Raw genomic sequence first — 16,159 nt, forward strand, 5'->3', positions numbered from 1 at the left:
AGGGTCACTGTAAGTCGAATGTGTTTTCTGTTCGTCCGCCGGGCGGCGATTCGCGGGCTGCTTCGGCTCAGCCGTAGAGCCGCCGCGGATTGCCGGCCAGCACGGCATCCGCAAGCGCCGCGTCGCCGCACAAGGCGCGAACGAACGCGAGCAGTGCGGAGTCGTCCGGGGCCGCGCCTTCGATGTTCGGATGCGGCCAGTCCGATCCCCAGATCGACCGGTCGGGCGCGGCATCGAGCAGCCGGCGCGCGAGCGGCCGCGCATCCGGCCACGCATGCGCGTCGCCGCCCGCGAATCGATCCACACCGGACAGCTTGATCCAGCGATACGGATTGCCGAGATGCGCGATCAATGCGCCGCGTTCGTCGTCGGTCCACGGCGCTTGCATCGACGGGCGCGCCATGTGGTCGATCACCATCGGAATGTCGACCCCGGCCCAGGTGTCGAGCACGGGCAGCAGTTCGGCGAGCCTGCCGTGCAGCAGCACGTGCCAGCCGAGCGCTGCAACGCGCTCCGCGGTGCGCAGCAGCTTGTCCGTGTCACGCTCGCCGGGCAGGTGCCCCATGAAGTTGAACCGGATGCCGCGCACTCCACCTTCGTGAAGCTCGCGCAACGTGCCGTCGTCCATCGTGTCGTCGACGAGCGCGACGCCGCGATAGGCGCCGCCGGTCGCGGCGATCGCGTCAAGCAATGCGGCGTGATCGTGCCGATAGCACGCGGCCTGGACGATCACGCCATGCGTGACGCCGAGCCGTTCGTGCAGCGCGAGCAAGCGCGACATCGGTGCCGCCTCGGGCAGGTACGCGGCGTCGGCCGGCACCGGAAACCGCTCCCACGGCCCGTAGATGTGCGCGTGGCAATCCCACACAGGCGCCACCGGGCCATCCTGCCGAACGTGCACCATCAGTCGCACCGTGCGGTCATGCCGCCGTCGACGACGATTTCCGTACCCGTGATGAAGCGGGCTTCGTCGGAGGCGAGGAATAGCGCGGCGTTCGCCGTGTCGCGGCCGTCGCCCATGAAGCCGAGCGGAATGCGCGCGAGCCGGCTTTCGAGCAGCTTGTCGACATCGCCGCCGGAGCGTTGCCCGGCCAGACGCACCTCGACCATCGGCGTATGCAGTTGGCCCGGCACGACCGTGTTGACGCGGATGCCCTTCTTCGCGTATTCGACGGCCACCACCTTCGACAGCTGGATCACGCCGGCCTTGCAGGCGGCGTAGGCAACCTGCGCGGAGCCGGTCCAACGGATGCCGGAGGTCGACGCCGTGTTGACGATCGCGCCGGCGCCCTGTTGCTCCATGACCGGCAGCACGTGCTTGCAGGTCAGGTAGACGCTCTTCAGATTGAACGCGACCTGCTTGTCCCACGCTTCCTCGGACAACGCGACCGGGCCGCCCGCGGCCGAGCCGCCGACGTTGTTCACGAGAATGTCCACGCGCCCGTAGGTTTCGCGGCACGCGTCGACCATGGCCGCGACGGCGGCGCTGTTCGTGACGTCGCACGTGTGCGCAGTAATCTCCCCGCCGAGCTCGGTGACGCGGCGGACCGTTTCGGCCATCGCGTCCATGTTGATGTCGACCGCGAAGATCTTCGCGCCCGCGGCGGCAAACAGCGCGGCCACGGCGCGGCCGTTGCCCCAGCCGGGACCGACGCAGCCCGCGCCGGTGACGATCGCTACCTTGCCTTGCAGGCGGCCCGTGCCTGCCTCGTTGATGGATGTGTCGTTCATGATGGGTGTGTTCAACCGTGTGTTGCAGGGAGTTCGGGGGCGACGCCGGCTGGCGGCGGCACGTTGAAGACCTTGATCGTCATCGAGATCAGCGTGTAGTAGCCGGCGATGCCGACGAGATCGACGACCGCGCCTTCGCCGAGCGTGTCGACGAGCGCCGCATACAACGCATCGTCGATCTCGTGGCGTTCGTGCAATTGCGTGACGAAGGCGTGGACGAGCTTCTCGTCGTGCCGGACGAACGGCGGTTCGACGCCGTCGCGGATCGCGTCGATCACGTCGATCGTCAGGCCTGCCTCGAGCGCGAACGGCTTGTGCGCAGCCCATTCGTACTCGGCGAGCCAATGGCGCCCCATCGACAGGATGACCAGCTCGGAGAGCCGGGGCGACACGCTGCTGTCATAGCGACAGTACTGGCCGAGCGCCTGCGCGCAGCCTGCAAGCTTCGGGCGATGCAGCCAGACGGCCAGCGGACCGCGCACGCCTTTGCGGGGCCCGCTGGCGATCGCGTCGTACACCTGGCGCTGCGCGTCGGACATGTGCTCGGGGGCGAGCGTGGCAATACGTTCCATGAATGAAATCACCTCGACAGAATTCAGTTGGCTTCGGCGGGCGCGCCGGACCGTTCGGCTCGTGCATCGGCAGGCACGACGCGCGCGCGCAGCATCGAGCGTCGCGCCGTGCGGCCGGTTTCGCGGTTGAACGCGGCGGAATCGAACAGCCCTTCCCAGCGGGCAATCGCGAACACCGCCATCGTGTTGCCGACCACGTTCACGAGTGCGGTCGCGGTCGCCATGACCCGGTCGATGCCGAACAGCAGACCGAGCCCGGCGAGCGGCAACGAACGCACCGACTGAAGCGTGGCCGCCAGCTTGACGAACGCGCCGCCGGCGACGGTCGTGCCACCCTTGGACGTCAGGCTCAGAATCGCGAGCAGGCCAAGCTGCTGCCAGAGCGAGAACGGCGTGTCGGTTGCCTGTGCAATGAAGCCGATCGCGATCGCCATGTAGATGGCGGTGCCGTCCAGATTGAAGCTGTAGCCGGCCGGAAGCACGAACCCGACCACGACTTCGTCGCAGCCGGCGCGCTTCATCTTCTCGACGAGGCGCGGAAACACCACTTCGCTGGACGCGGTACCGAGCGTCAGCAGGAGCTCGTCGCGAATCAGGCGCATGATCCCGGCGAACGGCAGGCCGATCGACCAGCTGATCGCGCCGAGCACGCCGAAGACGAAGATCGCGGAGGTCGCGTAGTACAGAACGATGACCTTGAACAGGTACAGCAGCGTCACGCCGCCATAGCTGCCGACGGCGGCCGCCATCGCGCCGAACGCGCCGAGCGGCGCGAGGCGCATGATGAACGCGAGCATCCGGAACAGCACCTTCTGCGCTTCGTCGATGCCGCGCAGCACCACCGAATCGGCGCCGACCGATACGTTCAGCGCGAGCCCGGCCAGGATCGAGATGATCAGGACCTGCACGATGTCGCCTTTCGCGAACGCATCGACAAGCGTATGCGGAATGAGGCTGAGCAGATACGCAACCGCGGAGATCTCGCCGGCATTCGACGTCGTCTTCAGCGCTTCGGCACTCTCGGCGATGTTGGCGGCGTGCAGGCCCGTGCCCGGCGGAAACAGGTTGACCATCGCGAAGCCCAGCACCATCGCGATCGTGCTGACCACCTCGAAGTAGACGAGCGATTTCACGCCCATCCGGCCCAGCATCCTGAGATCCTTGACGTGCGCCATGCCCTGGACGAGCGTGCAGAAAATGATGGGCGCAAGCATCATCTTCAGGAGCGCGATGAACCCCTGTCCGAACGGTTTCATCGCGATCGCGGTCTTCGGCGCGAGCAGGCCCAGCACGATCGCGCAGGCCAGGCCGATCAGCACCTGGACGTGCAGTTTTTTCAGGCTTTTCATCAGTATTCCTTCATATTTCGGTTCGGATGGCGCTTCGATCGAACGACGAAACGCTCAGCGACGATGCGGCTGCGCGCTGCGACGCGACCGCGAATGAGGAACGGGATGGGCGGGGGGACGAGGATGCATGGTGTCTCCGGAATCGTTATTGGGTTGAATTGCTATCTAACCGCAGCATAGAATCTGGCGCCTTCTTTGACAAAGACCTTATGAACATGTATCTCTATGCCACGAAGGCATAGCTCAACACTGACATGGACATTCGAGAACTGCGCAGTTTCATTCACGTCGCCCGCGCCGGCAGCTTCAGCCGCGCAGCCGCGGAGCTGTATATCGCGCAACCGGCGCTGAGCCGCCAGATCGCCAAGCTCGAGGAAGAAATCGGCGTCGCGCTGTTCACCCGCTACGGACGCGGCGTTCGCTTGACGGCCGCGGGTTCGCGGCTCCTCGAGCATGCGGAGATGATCACACGAATGGTCAGCGAAACGGCCGATCAGGTGCGTGCCAGCGCCGACACCGAACGCGGCTATCTCGCGGTCGGCCTGCCGCCGACGATCGGCCGGCTGATCGGCACCGATCTCGTCCGCGACTTTCATGCACGCTGGCCCGGCGTCTCGCTGCACGTTCGCGAGGGGCTCAGCAATTCGCTGCAGGAATGGGTGCTCGATCGGCGCGTCGATCTCGCCGTCGTCTACAACCAGCCGCCACTCGATGCGTTCGATGTCGTTCCCCTTTTCAGCGAACCGTTGATCGTCGTCGCGCCGCCGGACGCGGCGCCCGCGCGAAAGGCGCTGAGTATTCGCGATCTCGCGAGCATGCCGCTGATCCTGCCCGGCCTCCCGCACAGCAACCGCCGACTGATCGACCAGGCCGCCGTTCAGCACGGCGTGCGGCTGCGCGTCGCGTTCGAAATCGACAGCGTGGCACTGACCAAGCAGCTCGTGCGCGCGGGCGTCGGCTATTCGCTGCTTACCTACGTTGCGATCCAGGAAGAACTGGCGCGCGGCGAGCTGAAAGCCATTGCGATCGAACGGCCCGCAATCCGCTCGACCGTATCGATCACCACGTTGCGCGAAAACCGCCCGTCGCGTCTGGTCGACGCATGGATCCGCATGCTCAAGGACACGCTGTTCCGCTTTACGCGCGAGCAGACCTGGAGCGATCAGGTCGTATGGCTCGCATCGGACTCTTGAACCCCGCGTGCCGGCCATGTGTGCGCGGCCGGCGCGGCGACGCATTCGACGCTTTCCCATTTCCCCACCCTCGCGAGCCACTGCACCATGCGTGAATCCCGCCCGTCGCACTCGTCAGACGCAACCGAACGCGGCCCGTCGTCGACGGTCTCGAACCGCTCGCTCGAACGCGGGCTCGACGTGCTGCGCGCGTTCGGCTCCGGCGCGACGCTGCTCGGCAACGGCGACCTCGTCGAACTCACGGGCCTGCCGAAGGCCACCGTCACCCGGCTCGCCCGCACGCTCGTCGAAGCCGGCTATCTCGAACACGATCCCGTGCATCGCGGCTACCGGCTCGGATTGCCGGTGCTCGGCCTCGCGCATGCGCTCAGGAGCGGTTCGACGGTGCTGCAAGCGGCCGCGCCGCGGCTGCGCGAGACGGCCCAGGCGCTGCACATCAACGTCGGCATCGCCGGCCCCGACCGCGACGACATGGTCTACCTCGAATCGATCCGCTACAGCCCGCGTGCGTCGCTTCGCACCGTCGTCAGCGGCCAGCGCGTGCCGATGGCGCTGACGTCGCTCGGCCGCGCGTTTCTTGCGTCGCTGCCCGGCGCCGATTACGCGCGTCAACTCGCCGAACTCGAACCGCATCGCGCATCGTGGCCGCGCATCCGTGCCGAGATCGACGACGCCGTCGCAGCGGTGCGCGCGCAGGGATTCTGCGTCGCGAGCTGGCAGCCGGAAGTCGTCGCACTCGCGACACCGCTCGAGATTGCGGGCCACCGCACGCTCGCGCTCAACTTCAGCGTGCGTACGCTCGATGCCCCGTCAGCCGTCGCCGCCCGCCTGTCGGCGGCATTGCTGGCATTGCGCGACGACATCGTCGCCGCGACGCTGCGCCTCGACAGCTGACGCGACGATCGGCTCCCCCCTGCATCAGCGTTCGCGAATCGCGCGAGCCGGGATGCCGAGCACGACGGCGAGCCCGCCGAGCACCGACACGATCGCAACCGTGTAGAGGCCGATCGCGCTGCTGCCGAATTGGGTCGACGTGTAGCCGATCACAGACGGTGCCGCAATGCCGCCGAACTGTCCCAGACTGCTGATCAGGCCAATCCCGCTCGCGGCCACGGTGCTCGACAGGTACGCGGGCGGAATCGTCCAGAACAGCGACAGCATCCCGAGATAGCCGGCCGTCGCGATGGTGAGCAGCACGATGAGTGCGGCCGGCTGCGACGCGGCGGCCGGCAGCAGCGCGACGCCGAGCGCGGCCAGCGCGGCACTGCCCATGAAATGCCAGCGCCGTTCCAGCTTGCGGTCGGAGTGCCGGCCGAGCAGATACATCGCGACCGCACCGAACACATAAGGAATCGCCGACAGCAGCCCGATGTACCAGAAGTTCGTGATGCCGCTCTTGCGAATCACGCTCGGCGCCCACACATGCACGACGATGCTCGCCCAGGGCACGCTGAAATACGCGAACGCCAGCAAGTAGAACTTCGGCTCCTTCAGCGCATCCCAGATCGAGCCGTGCGCGTGCGATGCCTTCAGCGCCGCGTCGTGTTCGAGTTCGCGCAGCAGCAGCGCCTTCTCATCCGCGCTCAGCCATTTCGCGTGCTCCGGGCGATCGGTCAGATAGACGTACGCGAACAGGCCGGCCACGACCGACGGTAACCCTTCGATCACGAACAGCCACTGCCATCCCTTCAGGTGAAGCACACCCGACAGGTTGTTCAGGATGAAACCGGATACCGGCCCGCTGACGATGCCCGATACGCAGATCGCCGTCATGAACAATGCGGTCACGCGGGCGCGCCGCGCCGATGGGAACCAGTACGTGAAGTACAGGATGACGCCGGGAAAAAAGCCCGCCTCCGCCGCGCCGAGCAGCACCCGCGCGATGTAGAACTGGGTCGGCGTCTGCACGAACGCGGTGCCCGCGGACACGAGCCCCCAGAGCGCCATGATCCGCATCAGCGTCTTGCGCACACCGACACGTGCGAGCCACAAATTGCTCGGCACCTCGAAAATCATGTAGCCGACGTAGAACAGCCCGACACCGAGGCCGAATGACGCTTCAGTCAGACCAATGTCGCGCGAGAACTGCAGATGCGCGAAGCCGATATTGGCGCGATCGATGTAAGCGAATACGTAACAGATGAAGAGGAACGGCAGCAGCCGTTTCGTCACCTTGGCATAAACCGCGTCGAGTGCCGGCCGGTCAGCGCCGCTTCGCTCGAGCGATTCCGTTGCAATGGCGGGTTGCATCTTGTCTCCAGTCTTGTTGAACGCGCCGCGACACCGAATCGGGTTTTGTCCGGTCGCGGTGAAGTTGATTATCGGCGGCTGGCGGCCAGCCGCAACCATACCGTTTCACTGGATGAAACAAACCTGCGTGGCTGACAGTTTCATTCAGTGAAACGACGTTGATGGCAGCCGCATGCGTTGGCGCTACGCTTGCTGCAAGCGGATCGGCCTTCGCGCATCGCGCCGCGCACTGCCGGTTCATCGCACCGCTCGTTTTCGACGCAGGAAGAAACCATGCAAACCATCGACGTCACGATTCAATCGAATATCGCGACCCTTACCCTGAACCGCCCCGACAAGCGCAACGCCGTCAGTGACGCGATGCGCACCGAGCTCATCGATGCGCTCGAATCGCTCGCACGGGCGCCGGAAGTTCGCGCCGTCATCATCACCGGCAGCGGCAAGGGTTTCTGCGCTGGCGGCGACATCGCCGGGATGGCGCAGCGCATGGATGCGCCGCCCGATGAAGTCGCGTTCAACGGGTGGTCGCGCCAGCAGCGTGTGCATCACGCCGTTTCGCTGCTGCACACGATGCCGAAGCCGACGATTGCCGCCGTCAACGGCGCCGCAGCCGGTCTCGGCGCCGACATGGCGTTGTCGTGCGATTTCGTGATCGCATCGGAGGCCGCGACGTTCGTGTGGAGCTACATCAAGCGCGGGTTGATTCCGGACGGCGGCGGCCTGTATTTCCTGCCGCGACGCGTTGGGCTCGCGGCCGCCAAGGACCTGATTTTCAGCGGCCGCAAGGTCGATGCACGCGAGGCGCACGCGCTGGGCATCGCCGACCGGATCAGCGCACCCGACACGCTGCTCGGCGACGCCACCGCGTGGGCGAGCGAGCTGATCCAGGGCTCGCCCACAGCGCTCGCGCTCGGCAAGGCGATCCTGAACCAGAGCTACGAGCTGTCGGCGCCGCAGGTGCTGTCGCAAGGCAGCCAGGCGCAGGCGATCTGCTACACGAGCCGCGAGCACCGCGATGCCGTGCGCGCATTCCTCGACAACGTGCGCTGAGCGCCGACAGGAGCCTCCGATGAACGCCATCGAAAAATTGATGCGGCCGGCCCGCGTCGCCGTCATCGGCGCGTCCGCCGATCCCGCGAAGACCGCCGGCCGACCCATCGCCTACTTGCAAAAACACGGGTTCGGGGGAGACATCTACCCGGTCAATCCGCGCTATCCGTCGATTGCCGGCCTGCGCTGCTACGAGGACGTCGAAGCGCTGCCGCACGCACCCGACGTCGGCATCGTGCTGCTCGGCGCCGAGCGCGCGCACCTCGCGGTCGAGGCGCTTGCGAAACGCGGGACCGCCGCCGCGATCGTGCTCGCGAGCGGCTACGCCGAAACCGGCGAAGCCGGTGCACGCCGCCAGGCGCAACTGAAGGAAGCGGCCGGCTCGATGCGGGTGCTCGGGCCGAACACGATCGGCGTCGTCAACCTCACGGATCGCGTCACGTTGTCCGCGAGCGGCGCGCTGGACACCGACGGCTTCGCCGTCGGCGGCGTGAGCGTCGTGTCGCAGAGCGGCGGCATTCTGGGTGCGCTGCTGTCGCGCGCCGCCGATCGCGGCATCGGCCTGTCGAAGCTCGTGTCGACCAGCAACGAAGTCGATCTCGACGTGAGCGACTTCATCGATTACTTCATCGACGACGATGCAACCTCCGTGATCGCGCTGTACCTCGAAGGGCTGCGCGATCCCGCGCGGTTTCGCGCGGCCGCGCGCCACGCGGCGCGTGCGGGCAAGCCGATCGTCGTGTACAAGATCGGACGATCGGAGTCCGGCGCGCGCTCGGCCGTCTCGCACACCGGCGCGCTCGCCGGCGAGGACCGGATGTACGACGCGCTGTTCCGCGACGCGGGCGTGATTCGCGCGCAGACGTTCGGCGATCTGCTCGACATGCCGAACGCCTTCGCGGCCGGCCGCACGCTGCGCGGCACGCGCGTCGCGATTCTCACGTCGACCGGCGGCGCGGGCACGCTCGTCGCCGACAACCTGGGGCTGGCCGGCTTCGACACGCCGGCGCCCGATGCGGACACGGCTGCCGCGCTACGCGCGCTGCAGTCCGGCGATCACGCGGTGCTCGACCGCAATCCGATCGACGTGACGCTCGCCGGCCTGCAGCCCGAGCTGCTGCGCCGCGCGATCGAGACGCTCGCGGCCAGCCCTTCATACGACGCAGTTGCCGTGATCGCCGGTTCGTCGAGCATCGGCATGCCCGAGCTGATGGCCGGCGCCGTGCGCGATGCGTTGCCCGGCACCGACAAGCCGGTGGTCGCGTTCGTGAGCCCGCATGCGCCGGCCGTCACGCATGCGATGAACCGGCTCGGCGTGCCGGCGTTCGTGTCGCCCGAGAGCGTCGCGAGCGCGATGGTCGCGATGCGGGACGCCGGCCTCTGGCGCGCGCGGGCGGCCGCGCCCACGCTCGATGCGGTTGGCGCGGCAACCGGCATCGACGTGCCGGACCTGCCGCGCGGGCCGCTCGACGAAGCGCAGGCGAAGGCGCTGTTCGCACGCTTCGGCGTGACGCCCGTGCGCGAGTGCGTCGTGCGCAATGCCGCGGATGCCGAGCAGGCGGCACGGCATCTCGGCGATCGCGTGGTGCTGAAACTGCTGTCGAACCGCGTCACGCACAAGAGCGACATTGGCGGCGTCGCGGTCGGTGTGCATGCCGATGCGATCGGCGAACGGCTCGGACGCATGCGTGTCGACGTCGAGACCGGCGCGGGGTTTGCGCCGGACGCGTTCCTCGTGCAGGAAATGATTGCGGGCGGCGTCGAGATGATCGTCGGCCTGCATCGCGACCCGCTTGGCATCGCGATCCTGCTCGGGATGGGCGGCGTGACCGCGGAGATATTCAACGACACGGTGTTGCGGATGCTGCCGGAGGACGCGCCGCTGTCGCGCGACGACGCGCTCGACATGATCCGCGCGCTTCGCACATGGCCGTTGCTGGACGGGTATCGCGGCCGCCCGAAGGCGGACGTCGACGCGCTCGCCGACGCGCTCGTCGCGTTCTCGCGGATGGCGCGCCAGCTCGGCGCGCGGCTCGTCGAAGCCGAAATCAATCCGTTGTTCGTGCTCGATGCCGGCCACGGCGTGCGGGCAGCCGACGGCGTCGCCGTGCTGGCCTGACGGCGAGCGCGCCGCTGCGGCACAAGCGTTGGGTCAGGCGCGCTGAGTCACGCGCCAGCCTCAACCGCGAACGGACGCGACACCGTCGAGTTCGCGCACGGCGTCCTCCGGCAACACCAACCCGCCGGCGGCGAGATTCTCGCGCAAATGCGCGACGGACGACGTCCCCGGAATCAGCAGGATGTTCGGCGCGCGCTGCAGCAGCCACGCGAGCGCGATCTGCATCGGCGTCGCACCGAGCCGGGCCGCGATCGCGTCGAGCGTGGACGACTGCAGCGGATTGAAGCCGCCGAGCGGAAAGTACGGGACGTAGGCGATGCCGTCGCCCGCGAGCGCATCGACGAGATCGTCGTCGTCCCGGTGCGCCAGGTTGTAATGGTTCTGCACGCACACGATGTCGCAGATCCGCCGCCCTTCGGCGATCTGCGCGGCCGTGACGTTGCTCAGCCCGATGTGCCGCACGAGGCCCTGCCGCTGCAGTTCGGCCAGCGCGGACAGCGGCGCCTCGATCGAGCCTTCTGCCGGGCCGTGCGGGTCGAACATGATCCGCAGGTTGACCACGTCGAGCACGTCGAGACCGAGGTTGCGCAGGTTGTCTTGCACGGCTGCGGCGAGCGCTTCACCGGAAAACGCCGGCAGCCAGGAACCGTCGTCGCCGCGCTTCGCGCCGACCTTGGTCACGATCAGCAGGTCGTCGCGATACGGATGCAACGCTTCGCGAATCAGCTGGTTCGTCACATGCGGGCCGTAAAAGTCGCTCGTGTCGATGTGGTCGACGCCCGATGCGACGGCCTCACGCAAGACGGCGAGCGCCGCGTCGCGATCCTTCGGCGGACCGAACACGCCGGGGCCGGCCAGTTGCATCGCGCCATAGCCGATGCGGTGAACCCGTCGGCCCGCGACGGAATACGTGCCGGACTGAACAATGGGGGACATGATCGTGCTCCTGTATCGAATGCGTCGCCGCAGGTTACGCCGTGTCGCGCTGCGCGATAACCGGTCATAATCTGCACGACCTGTACGAAAAGGCGAACAATGCAAGTCGATCTGGGCGATCTGAACGCGTTCGTGGCGGTGGCACGGGCGAAGGGCTTTCGCGAAGGTGCGCGCATGGTCGGCGCGAGCGCATCCGGTCTCAGCGAAGCGGTGCGCCGGCTGGAGGCGCAGCTCGGCGTGCGGCTGCTGCACCGCACGACGCGCAGCGTGTCGCCGACCGAAGCCGGGGAGCGCCTGCTCGCGCGGCTCGCGCCGGCACTGAGCGAGGTGGAGGCGGCGCTCGACGTGGTGAACACGTTCCGCGAGCGACCGGTCGGCACGCTGAAGCTCAATGTGCCGATGAGCGCGGCGCGGCTCGTGCTGCCGTCCATCGTTCCGCGCTTTCTCGACGCGTATCCGGAGATCCGGCTCGAGGTCGTGGCCGACGAAAACTTCGTCGATATCCTCGCGGCCGGCTGCGACGCGGGCATACGTTACGACGAGCGCCTCGAACAGGACATGATCGCCGTGCCCATCGGCCCGCGTACGCAACGCTTCGCCACCGCCGCGGCGCCCGCCTATCTCGCGCGCCGCGGCCGCCCGGCGCATCCACGCGATCTGCTCGATCACGCGTGCCTGCGCGGCCGGTTCGCGAGCGGCGCGATGCCGGCGTGGGAGTACGAGCGCGACGGCGAAGTGGTCCGCGTGGAGCCGTCGGGCCCGCTCGTCGTGCAGATCGGCGGCGCCGTCGATCTAGTCGTGGACGCCGCCTGCGCCGGGCTCGGCATCGTGCATCTTTTCGAAGACTGGCTGCGTCCGCACCTCGCGAGCGGCGCGCTCGAGCCTGTGCTCGGCGAATGGTGGCGACCGTTCTCGGGCCCGTATCTGTATTACCCGGGGCGGCGTTTCGTACCGGCTCCGCTGCGCGCGTTCGTCGATTTCGTCAAGGCGGATGCCGGGTAGAACGGCGTGCGCCGCTGCCCGGCGCCTCCGCCAGCGGCGATCGCGCCCGCACCGCCCGTCACCGCCGGTTCGAACGCGACACCACGTCGATCCACACGGCCAGCACCAACACCCCGCCCTTGACGATCATCTGCCAGTACGCGTCGACGTCGAGCATCGACATCCCGTTGTCGAGGCTCGCCATCACGAGCGCGCCGATCAGCGCGCCATAGACGGTGCCCGACCCGCCGCGCATCGACGTGCCGCCGATGAAGCACGCGGCGATCGCGTCGAGCTCGCCCATCGTGCCGGCCGACGGTGAGCCGGCCGCGAGCCGCGCGGTGTTGACGATGCCCGCGAACGCGCACATCAGCCCCATCAGCGCGAAGATCGCGAGCTTCACACGATCGGTGTCGACGCCCGACAACCGCGTCGCTTCCAGGTTCGAACCCACAGCATAGATGCGCCTGCCGAACACGGTCTGCGTCGCGATCCACGAGAACGCACCGAGCAGCGCGAGCAGCAGCAGCACGGGCACGGGAATGCCGCCGTAACGATCGAGCGTCGCGACGAACGCGAACAGCACGGCCCCGGCACCGACGACTTTCGCGACGTCCTGCCACAGCGGCACGACCGCAAGCCGGTAACGGTGCCGCGTACCGCGCTGCCGGAAGACCAGCAGCGCGACGAGCGCGAACAGCAGGACCGCGAGCCCGTCGCCGGCCGCGCGCGGCAGATAACCCTGCCCGATGAACACGAAGCCGTCGGACACCGGCGCGATCGTCGAGCCGCCCGTCACGCCGAGCAGGATGCCGCGGAACGCGAGCATCCCGCCCAGCCCGACGATGAACGACGGCACGCGCCGGTAGGTCGACCACCAGCCGTTGAACAATCCGACCAGCACGCCGAGCGCGAGCACGGCCGGCACCGTCGCGGCCACGGGCCAGTGGCGATTGACGTCGAGGATCGCCGCGACACCGCCGAGCAGCCCGAGCAGCGATCCGACCGACAGGTCGATCTCGCCCGCGATGATCACGAACACCATGCCGCACGCGAGCATCCCGGTGATCGACATCTGCCGCAGCAGGTTCGACACGTTGCGCGGCGTGATGAACGCACCGTCGGTCAGCACCGAGAAAAACACCCAGATTGCCGCGACCGCGAACAGCAGCGCGAGCACCTTGTAGCGCACGAAGACCTGGCGCAGCGGGTGGCCGTGCGTGCGGCGCGCGTCGGCGTCCGGCGGCACGGCGGTGGAGGAGGACAGTTCGGTATTCATGGGGCACTCGCTGCAATGGGTTCGGCCGGCTGCCGCGCGGATTTCAGCGCGGCGCCGAGGATCTGTTCCTGCGTGAGACCGTCATTGACGAAATCGCCACGCAGCTCGCCTTCGCCGATCACGAGCACACGATCGGCGAGCCCGAGCACTTCCGGCAGCTCGGACGACACGACGATCAGCGCGACGCCGCGTTTCGCGAGCGCAAAGATCAGCCGGTAGATTTCCGCCTTCGCGCCGACGTCGACGCCGCGCGTCGGCTCGTCGAGGATCAGCACCTGCGGATCGGCCAGCAGCATCCTGGCGAGCACGGCCTTCTGCTGGTTGCCGCCGGACAGGCTCGCGATCGGCAGGAACGGATGCGCGGCGCGCACCGACAGACGCTGCATCTCGGTGCGGATCGCGTCGAGTTCGGCGGCCGCGTCGATCCGCCCGTGGGCGGCGAAACGGCGCAGCACCGACAACGTGATGTTGTGGCCGACGCCAAGCTGCGGCACGATCCCGTGACGCTTGCGGTCCTCGGGCACCATCGCGATGCCCGCGCGAATCGCATCGGCCGGCGAGCGGATCGCGAGCGGCCGGCCGTTCATCCGCACGGTCGCCGTGCTCGCGCCCGGATACGCGCCGAAGATCGCCTGCATCAGCTCGGTGCGGCCGGCGCCGACAAGCCCGGCGACGCCGAGGATCTCGCCGCGCCGCACGCTGAACGACACGTCGTCGACGCGCTTTCGGCGCGGGTTCGCCACGTCGTGACAGGTCACGTTGCGCGCGTCCAGCACGACGTCGCCGATCTCGTGCGGCTCGCGCGGATACAGGTTGCGGATCTCGCGGCCAACCATCATCGCGATGATCCGGTCGGTGGTCATTCCGCGCATCGGCTCGGTCGCGACGTGGCGGCCGTCGCGGATCACGGTCACGGTGTCGCACACCGCGTCGACTTCGTCGAGCTTGTGCGAGATGTACACGCACGCGACGCCGCGGCGCTTCAGGTCGCGCACGATGTCGAGCAGGATGCGCGTCTCGGCGGCGCTCAGCGACGACGACGGCTCGTCGAGGATCAGCAGCTTCGCGCGCTTGTTCAGCGCCTTCGCGATCTCGATCAGCTGCTGGTGGCCTCCGCCGTAGTTCATCACCGGCTGCGCGACGTTGATCGCGTCGATCCGCAGCTCGCGCAGCAGCGCCTCGGAACGCCGCACCATCTCCGCGTAGTGCATGCGCCCGCCGGGCAGCGTGATCTCGTTGCCGAGGAAGATGTTCTCGGCGACCGACAGCTCGGGCACCAGCATCAGTTCCTGGTGGATGATCACGATGCCCGCGCGTTCAGTGTCGCGCACGCCGGACGCGACGAGCGGCGCGCCTTCCCAGCGGATCTCACCATCCCACGTGCCGTGCGGGTAGACGCCCGACAGCACCTTCATCAGCGTCGACTTGCCGGCGCCGTTCTCGCCGCACAGCCCGACGCACTCGCCGGGGCGCACGGTCAGATCGATTCCGTCGAGCGCCTTGACGCCGTCGAATGCCTTGACGATGCCGCGCATCGTCAGCAAGGGTTCGGTCATACGTTCATTGCCTCGCAGTGAGCACGCGGCCGGCCGCACCTGGCCGGCCACATGCATCCTGCCCGTCGTGCCGTTATTGGCTCGCGAGCTGGGCCTGGGTATAGAAGCCGTCCTTCACGACGACGTCGACGTTGCGCTTGGTCAGCAGCGTGGGCTGCAGCAGCACCGTGTCGACCTTCTTCTTCCCGTTGTCGTACTGCGCGTTGAACGCGGGCTTCGTGCCCTTCGCGAGATCGACCGCAAGCTTCGCGGCTTCGCTCGCGATCAGCTTCAGCGGCTTGTAGACGGTCATCGTCTGCGTGCCGGCGATCACGCGCCTGACCGCCGCGAGGTCCGCATCCTGCCCGGACACCGGCACCTTGCCGGCCAGGTGCTGCGCGGCGAGTGCCTGGATCGCGCCGCCCGCGGTGCCGTCGTTCGACGCGACGATCGCGTCGATCCGGTTGTTGTTCGCGGTGAGCGCATCCTCGACGATGCGCAGTGCGGTCGATGCGCTCCATTCGGGCACCCACTGCTGGCCGACGACCTTGATGTCGCCGCGATCGATCGCCGGCTTCAGCACCTTCAACTGGCCCTCGCGCAGCATCTTCGCGTTGTTGTCGGTCGGCGCGCCGCCGAGCAGGAAATAGTTACCCTTCGGCTTCGCGTCGAACACGCCCTTCGCCTGCAGTTCGCCGACCTTCTCGTTGTCGAACGAGATGTACGCGTCGACGTCGGCATCGAGGATCAGACGGTCGTACGACACGACCTTGATGCCGGCCTTCCTCGCTTCGGCGACGACGTTGCCGAGCGTCTTCGAATTGAACGGCACGATCACGATCACGTCGACGCCGCGCGAAATCAGGTTCTCTATCTGGGAAATCTGTCGCTCCTCGCTCGCGTCGGCCGACTGCACCGACACCTTCGCGCCGAGCTTCGTCGCGGCCGCGACGAAATAATCGCGATCGCGCGACCAGCGCTCGACGCGCAGGTCGTCGATGCAGAAGCCGATCTCGGGCTTGTCCTTGCTCGCATGCGCGAGCGGAGCGCCGAGCGCGAAGAGCGCCAGCGCTGCTGCGCCGGCAAGGGAACTCAATACGGTACGGCGCGTCACGGATTTCATGTCTCCACTCCTTGTTATTGGACAACCTCACGAACACCGGG

The 16,159-nt window shown here is 67.6% G+C and carries 14 protein-coding genes; 5 read left to right on the top strand and 9 right to left on the bottom strand.

The genetic code is table 11. The features are described 5' to 3' along the window. Window positions 1–67: 67 nt before the first annotated feature. The 4 genes from WS66_RS31985 to WS66_RS32000 are packed head-to-tail and all read right to left on the bottom strand — an operon-like array spanning window position 68 to window position 3,652. Entirely contained in the window at window positions 68–904 is an 837-nt protein-coding gene (locus WS66_RS31985; RefSeq protein WP_059599626.1) for an amidohydrolase family protein, read from the bottom strand. Further along, window positions 904–1,731 carry an SDR family NAD(P)-dependent oxidoreductase gene (locus WS66_RS31990; RefSeq protein WP_059599627.1) on the bottom strand — a complete coding sequence of 276 codons (828 nt, stop codon included), beginning with the start codon at window positions 1,729–1,731 and terminating at the stop codon, window positions 904–906. Before WS66_RS31990 ends, WS66_RS31985 begins: the two co-directional genes overlap by 1 nt. A gap of 11 nt (window positions 1,732–1,742) precedes the next feature. Then, window positions 1,743–2,303 carry a carboxymuconolactone decarboxylase family protein gene (locus tag WS66_RS31995; RefSeq protein ID WP_059599628.1) on the bottom strand — a complete coding sequence of 187 codons (561 nt, stop codon included), beginning with the start codon at window positions 2,301–2,303 and terminating at the stop codon, window positions 1,743–1,745. A 23-nt stretch (window positions 2,304–2,326) separates the two neighbouring features. Then, window positions 2,327–3,652 (bottom strand): cation:dicarboxylate symporter family transporter, encoded by a 1,326-nt coding sequence (locus tag WS66_RS32000; RefSeq protein WP_059599629.1) that lies wholly within the window; start codon window positions 3,650–3,652, stop codon window positions 2,327–2,329. A gap of 254 nt (window positions 3,653–3,906) precedes the next feature. On the opposite strand from WS66_RS32000, the gene WS66_RS32010 reads away from it, so the two are divergent. Both WS66_RS32010 and WS66_RS32015 read left to right on the top strand, forming a co-directional pair. Further along, window positions 3,907–4,845: a LysR family transcriptional regulator gene (locus WS66_RS32010; RefSeq protein ID WP_059599631.1), complete on the top strand. Its 939-nt coding sequence runs from the start codon at window positions 3,907–3,909 to the stop codon at window positions 4,843–4,845. 87 nt (window positions 4,846–4,932) lie between these two features. Next, on the top strand, window positions 4,933–5,739 hold the full coding sequence (locus tag WS66_RS32015; protein WP_059599632.1) for an IclR family transcriptional regulator: 807 nt from the start codon (window positions 4,933–4,935) through the stop codon (window positions 5,737–5,739). A 24-nt stretch (window positions 5,740–5,763) separates the two neighbouring features. On the opposite strand, the gene WS66_RS32020 is transcribed toward WS66_RS32015, so the two are convergent. Continuing rightward, window positions 5,764–7,095: an MFS transporter gene (locus tag WS66_RS32020; protein ID WP_059599633.1), complete on the bottom strand. Its 1,332-nt coding sequence runs from the start codon at window positions 7,093–7,095 to the stop codon at window positions 5,764–5,766. 273 nt (window positions 7,096–7,368) lie between these two features. Between WS66_RS32020 and WS66_RS32025 the strand changes: the two genes are divergently transcribed. Both WS66_RS32025 and WS66_RS32030 read left to right on the top strand, forming a co-directional pair. After that, window positions 7,369–8,145 (top strand): enoyl-CoA hydratase/isomerase family protein, encoded by a 777-nt coding sequence (locus tag WS66_RS32025; RefSeq protein ID WP_059599707.1) that lies wholly within the window; start codon window positions 7,369–7,371, stop codon window positions 8,143–8,145. A gap of 19 nt (window positions 8,146–8,164) precedes the next feature. Beyond that, the gene (locus tag WS66_RS32030; protein WP_059599634.1) at window positions 8,165–10,264 is read left to right on the top strand and encodes an acetate--CoA ligase family protein; all 2,100 of its coding nucleotides are present in this window, start codon (window positions 8,165–8,167) and stop codon (window positions 10,262–10,264) included. A gap of 60 nt (window positions 10,265–10,324) precedes the next feature. Here the strand turns inward: WS66_RS32030 and WS66_RS32035 are convergent, their stop codons facing one another. Further along, the gene (locus WS66_RS32035) at window positions 10,325–11,200 is read right to left on the bottom strand and encodes an aldo/keto reductase family oxidoreductase (RefSeq protein WP_059599635.1); all 876 of its coding nucleotides are present in this window, start codon (window positions 11,198–11,200) and stop codon (window positions 10,325–10,327) included. Between the two features lie 99 nt (window positions 11,201–11,299). On the opposite strand from WS66_RS32035, the gene WS66_RS32040 reads away from it, so the two are divergent. Next, the gene (locus WS66_RS32040) at window positions 11,300–12,202 is read left to right on the top strand and encodes a LysR family transcriptional regulator (protein WP_059599636.1); all 903 of its coding nucleotides are present in this window, start codon (window positions 11,300–11,302) and stop codon (window positions 12,200–12,202) included. A 58-nt stretch (window positions 12,203–12,260) separates the two neighbouring features. Here the strand turns inward: WS66_RS32040 and WS66_RS32045 are convergent, their stop codons facing one another. From WS66_RS32045 to xylF, 3 genes are all read right to left on the bottom strand, one after another. Next, window positions 12,261–13,460: a sugar ABC transporter permease gene (locus WS66_RS32045; protein ID WP_059599637.1), complete on the bottom strand. Its 1,200-nt coding sequence runs from the start codon at window positions 13,458–13,460 to the stop codon at window positions 12,261–12,263. Then, the gene (xylG, locus tag WS66_RS32050; RefSeq protein WP_059599638.1) at window positions 13,457–15,016 is read right to left on the bottom strand and encodes a D-xylose ABC transporter ATP-binding protein; all 1,560 of its coding nucleotides are present in this window, start codon (window positions 15,014–15,016) and stop codon (window positions 13,457–13,459) included. Before xylG ends, WS66_RS32045 begins: the two co-directional genes overlap by 4 nt. A gap of 73 nt (window positions 15,017–15,089) precedes the next feature. Next, window positions 15,090–16,118: a D-xylose ABC transporter substrate-binding protein gene (gene xylF, locus WS66_RS32055; RefSeq protein WP_059599639.1), complete on the bottom strand. Its 1,029-nt coding sequence runs from the start codon at window positions 16,116–16,118 to the stop codon at window positions 15,090–15,092. Window positions 16,119–16,159 lie beyond the last annotated feature (41 nt).

This window comes from Burkholderia sp. LA-2-3-30-S1-D2, assembly GCF_001523915.2.
Taxonomy (GTDB): Bacteria; Pseudomonadota; Gammaproteobacteria; order Burkholderiales; family Burkholderiaceae; genus Burkholderia; species Burkholderia diffusa.

Coding starts and splice junctions, on each gene's coding strand:
- WS66_RS32020 (WP_059599633.1), bottom strand. CDS start 7,095: ATGCAACCCGCCATTGCAACGGAATCGCTCGAGCGAAGCGGCGCTGAC.
- WS66_RS32000 (WP_059599629.1), bottom strand. CDS start 3,652: ATGAAAAGCCTGAAAAAACTGCACGTCCAGGTGCTGATCGGCCTGGCC.
- WS66_RS32015 (WP_059599632.1), top strand. CDS start 4,933: ATGCGTGAATCCCGCCCGTCGCACTCGTCAGACGCAACCGAACGCGGC.
- WS66_RS31990 (WP_059599627.1), bottom strand. CDS start 1,731: ATGAACGACACATCCATCAACGAGGCAGGCACGGGCCGCCTGCAAGGC.
- WS66_RS32040 (WP_059599636.1), top strand. CDS start 11,300: ATGCAAGTCGATCTGGGCGATCTGAACGCGTTCGTGGCGGTGGCACGG.
- WS66_RS31985 (WP_059599626.1), bottom strand. CDS start 904: ATGGTGCACGTTCGGCAGGATGGCCCGGTGGCGCCTGTGTGGGATTGC.
- WS66_RS32035 (WP_059599635.1), bottom strand. CDS start 11,200: ATGTCCCCCATTGTTCAGTCCGGCACGTATTCCGTCGCGGGCCGACGG.
- WS66_RS32010 (WP_059599631.1), top strand. CDS start 3,907: ATGGACATTCGAGAACTGCGCAGTTTCATTCACGTCGCCCGCGCCGGC.
- xylG (WP_059599638.1), bottom strand. CDS start 15,016: ATGACCGAACCCTTGCTGACGATGCGCGGCATCGTCAAGGCATTCGAC.
- xylF (WP_059599639.1), bottom strand. CDS start 16,118: ATGAAATCCGTGACGCGCCGTACCGTATTGAGTTCCCTTGCCGGCGCA.
- WS66_RS32045 (WP_059599637.1), bottom strand. CDS start 13,460: ATGAATACCGAACTGTCCTCCTCCACCGCCGTGCCGCCGGACGCCGAC.
- WS66_RS32025 (WP_059599707.1), top strand. CDS start 7,369: ATGCAAACCATCGACGTCACGATTCAATCGAATATCGCGACCCTTACC.
- WS66_RS32030 (WP_059599634.1), top strand. CDS start 8,165: ATGAACGCCATCGAAAAATTGATGCGGCCGGCCCGCGTCGCCGTCATC.
- WS66_RS31995 (WP_059599628.1), bottom strand. CDS start 2,303: ATGGAACGTATTGCCACGCTCGCCCCCGAGCACATGTCCGACGCGCAG.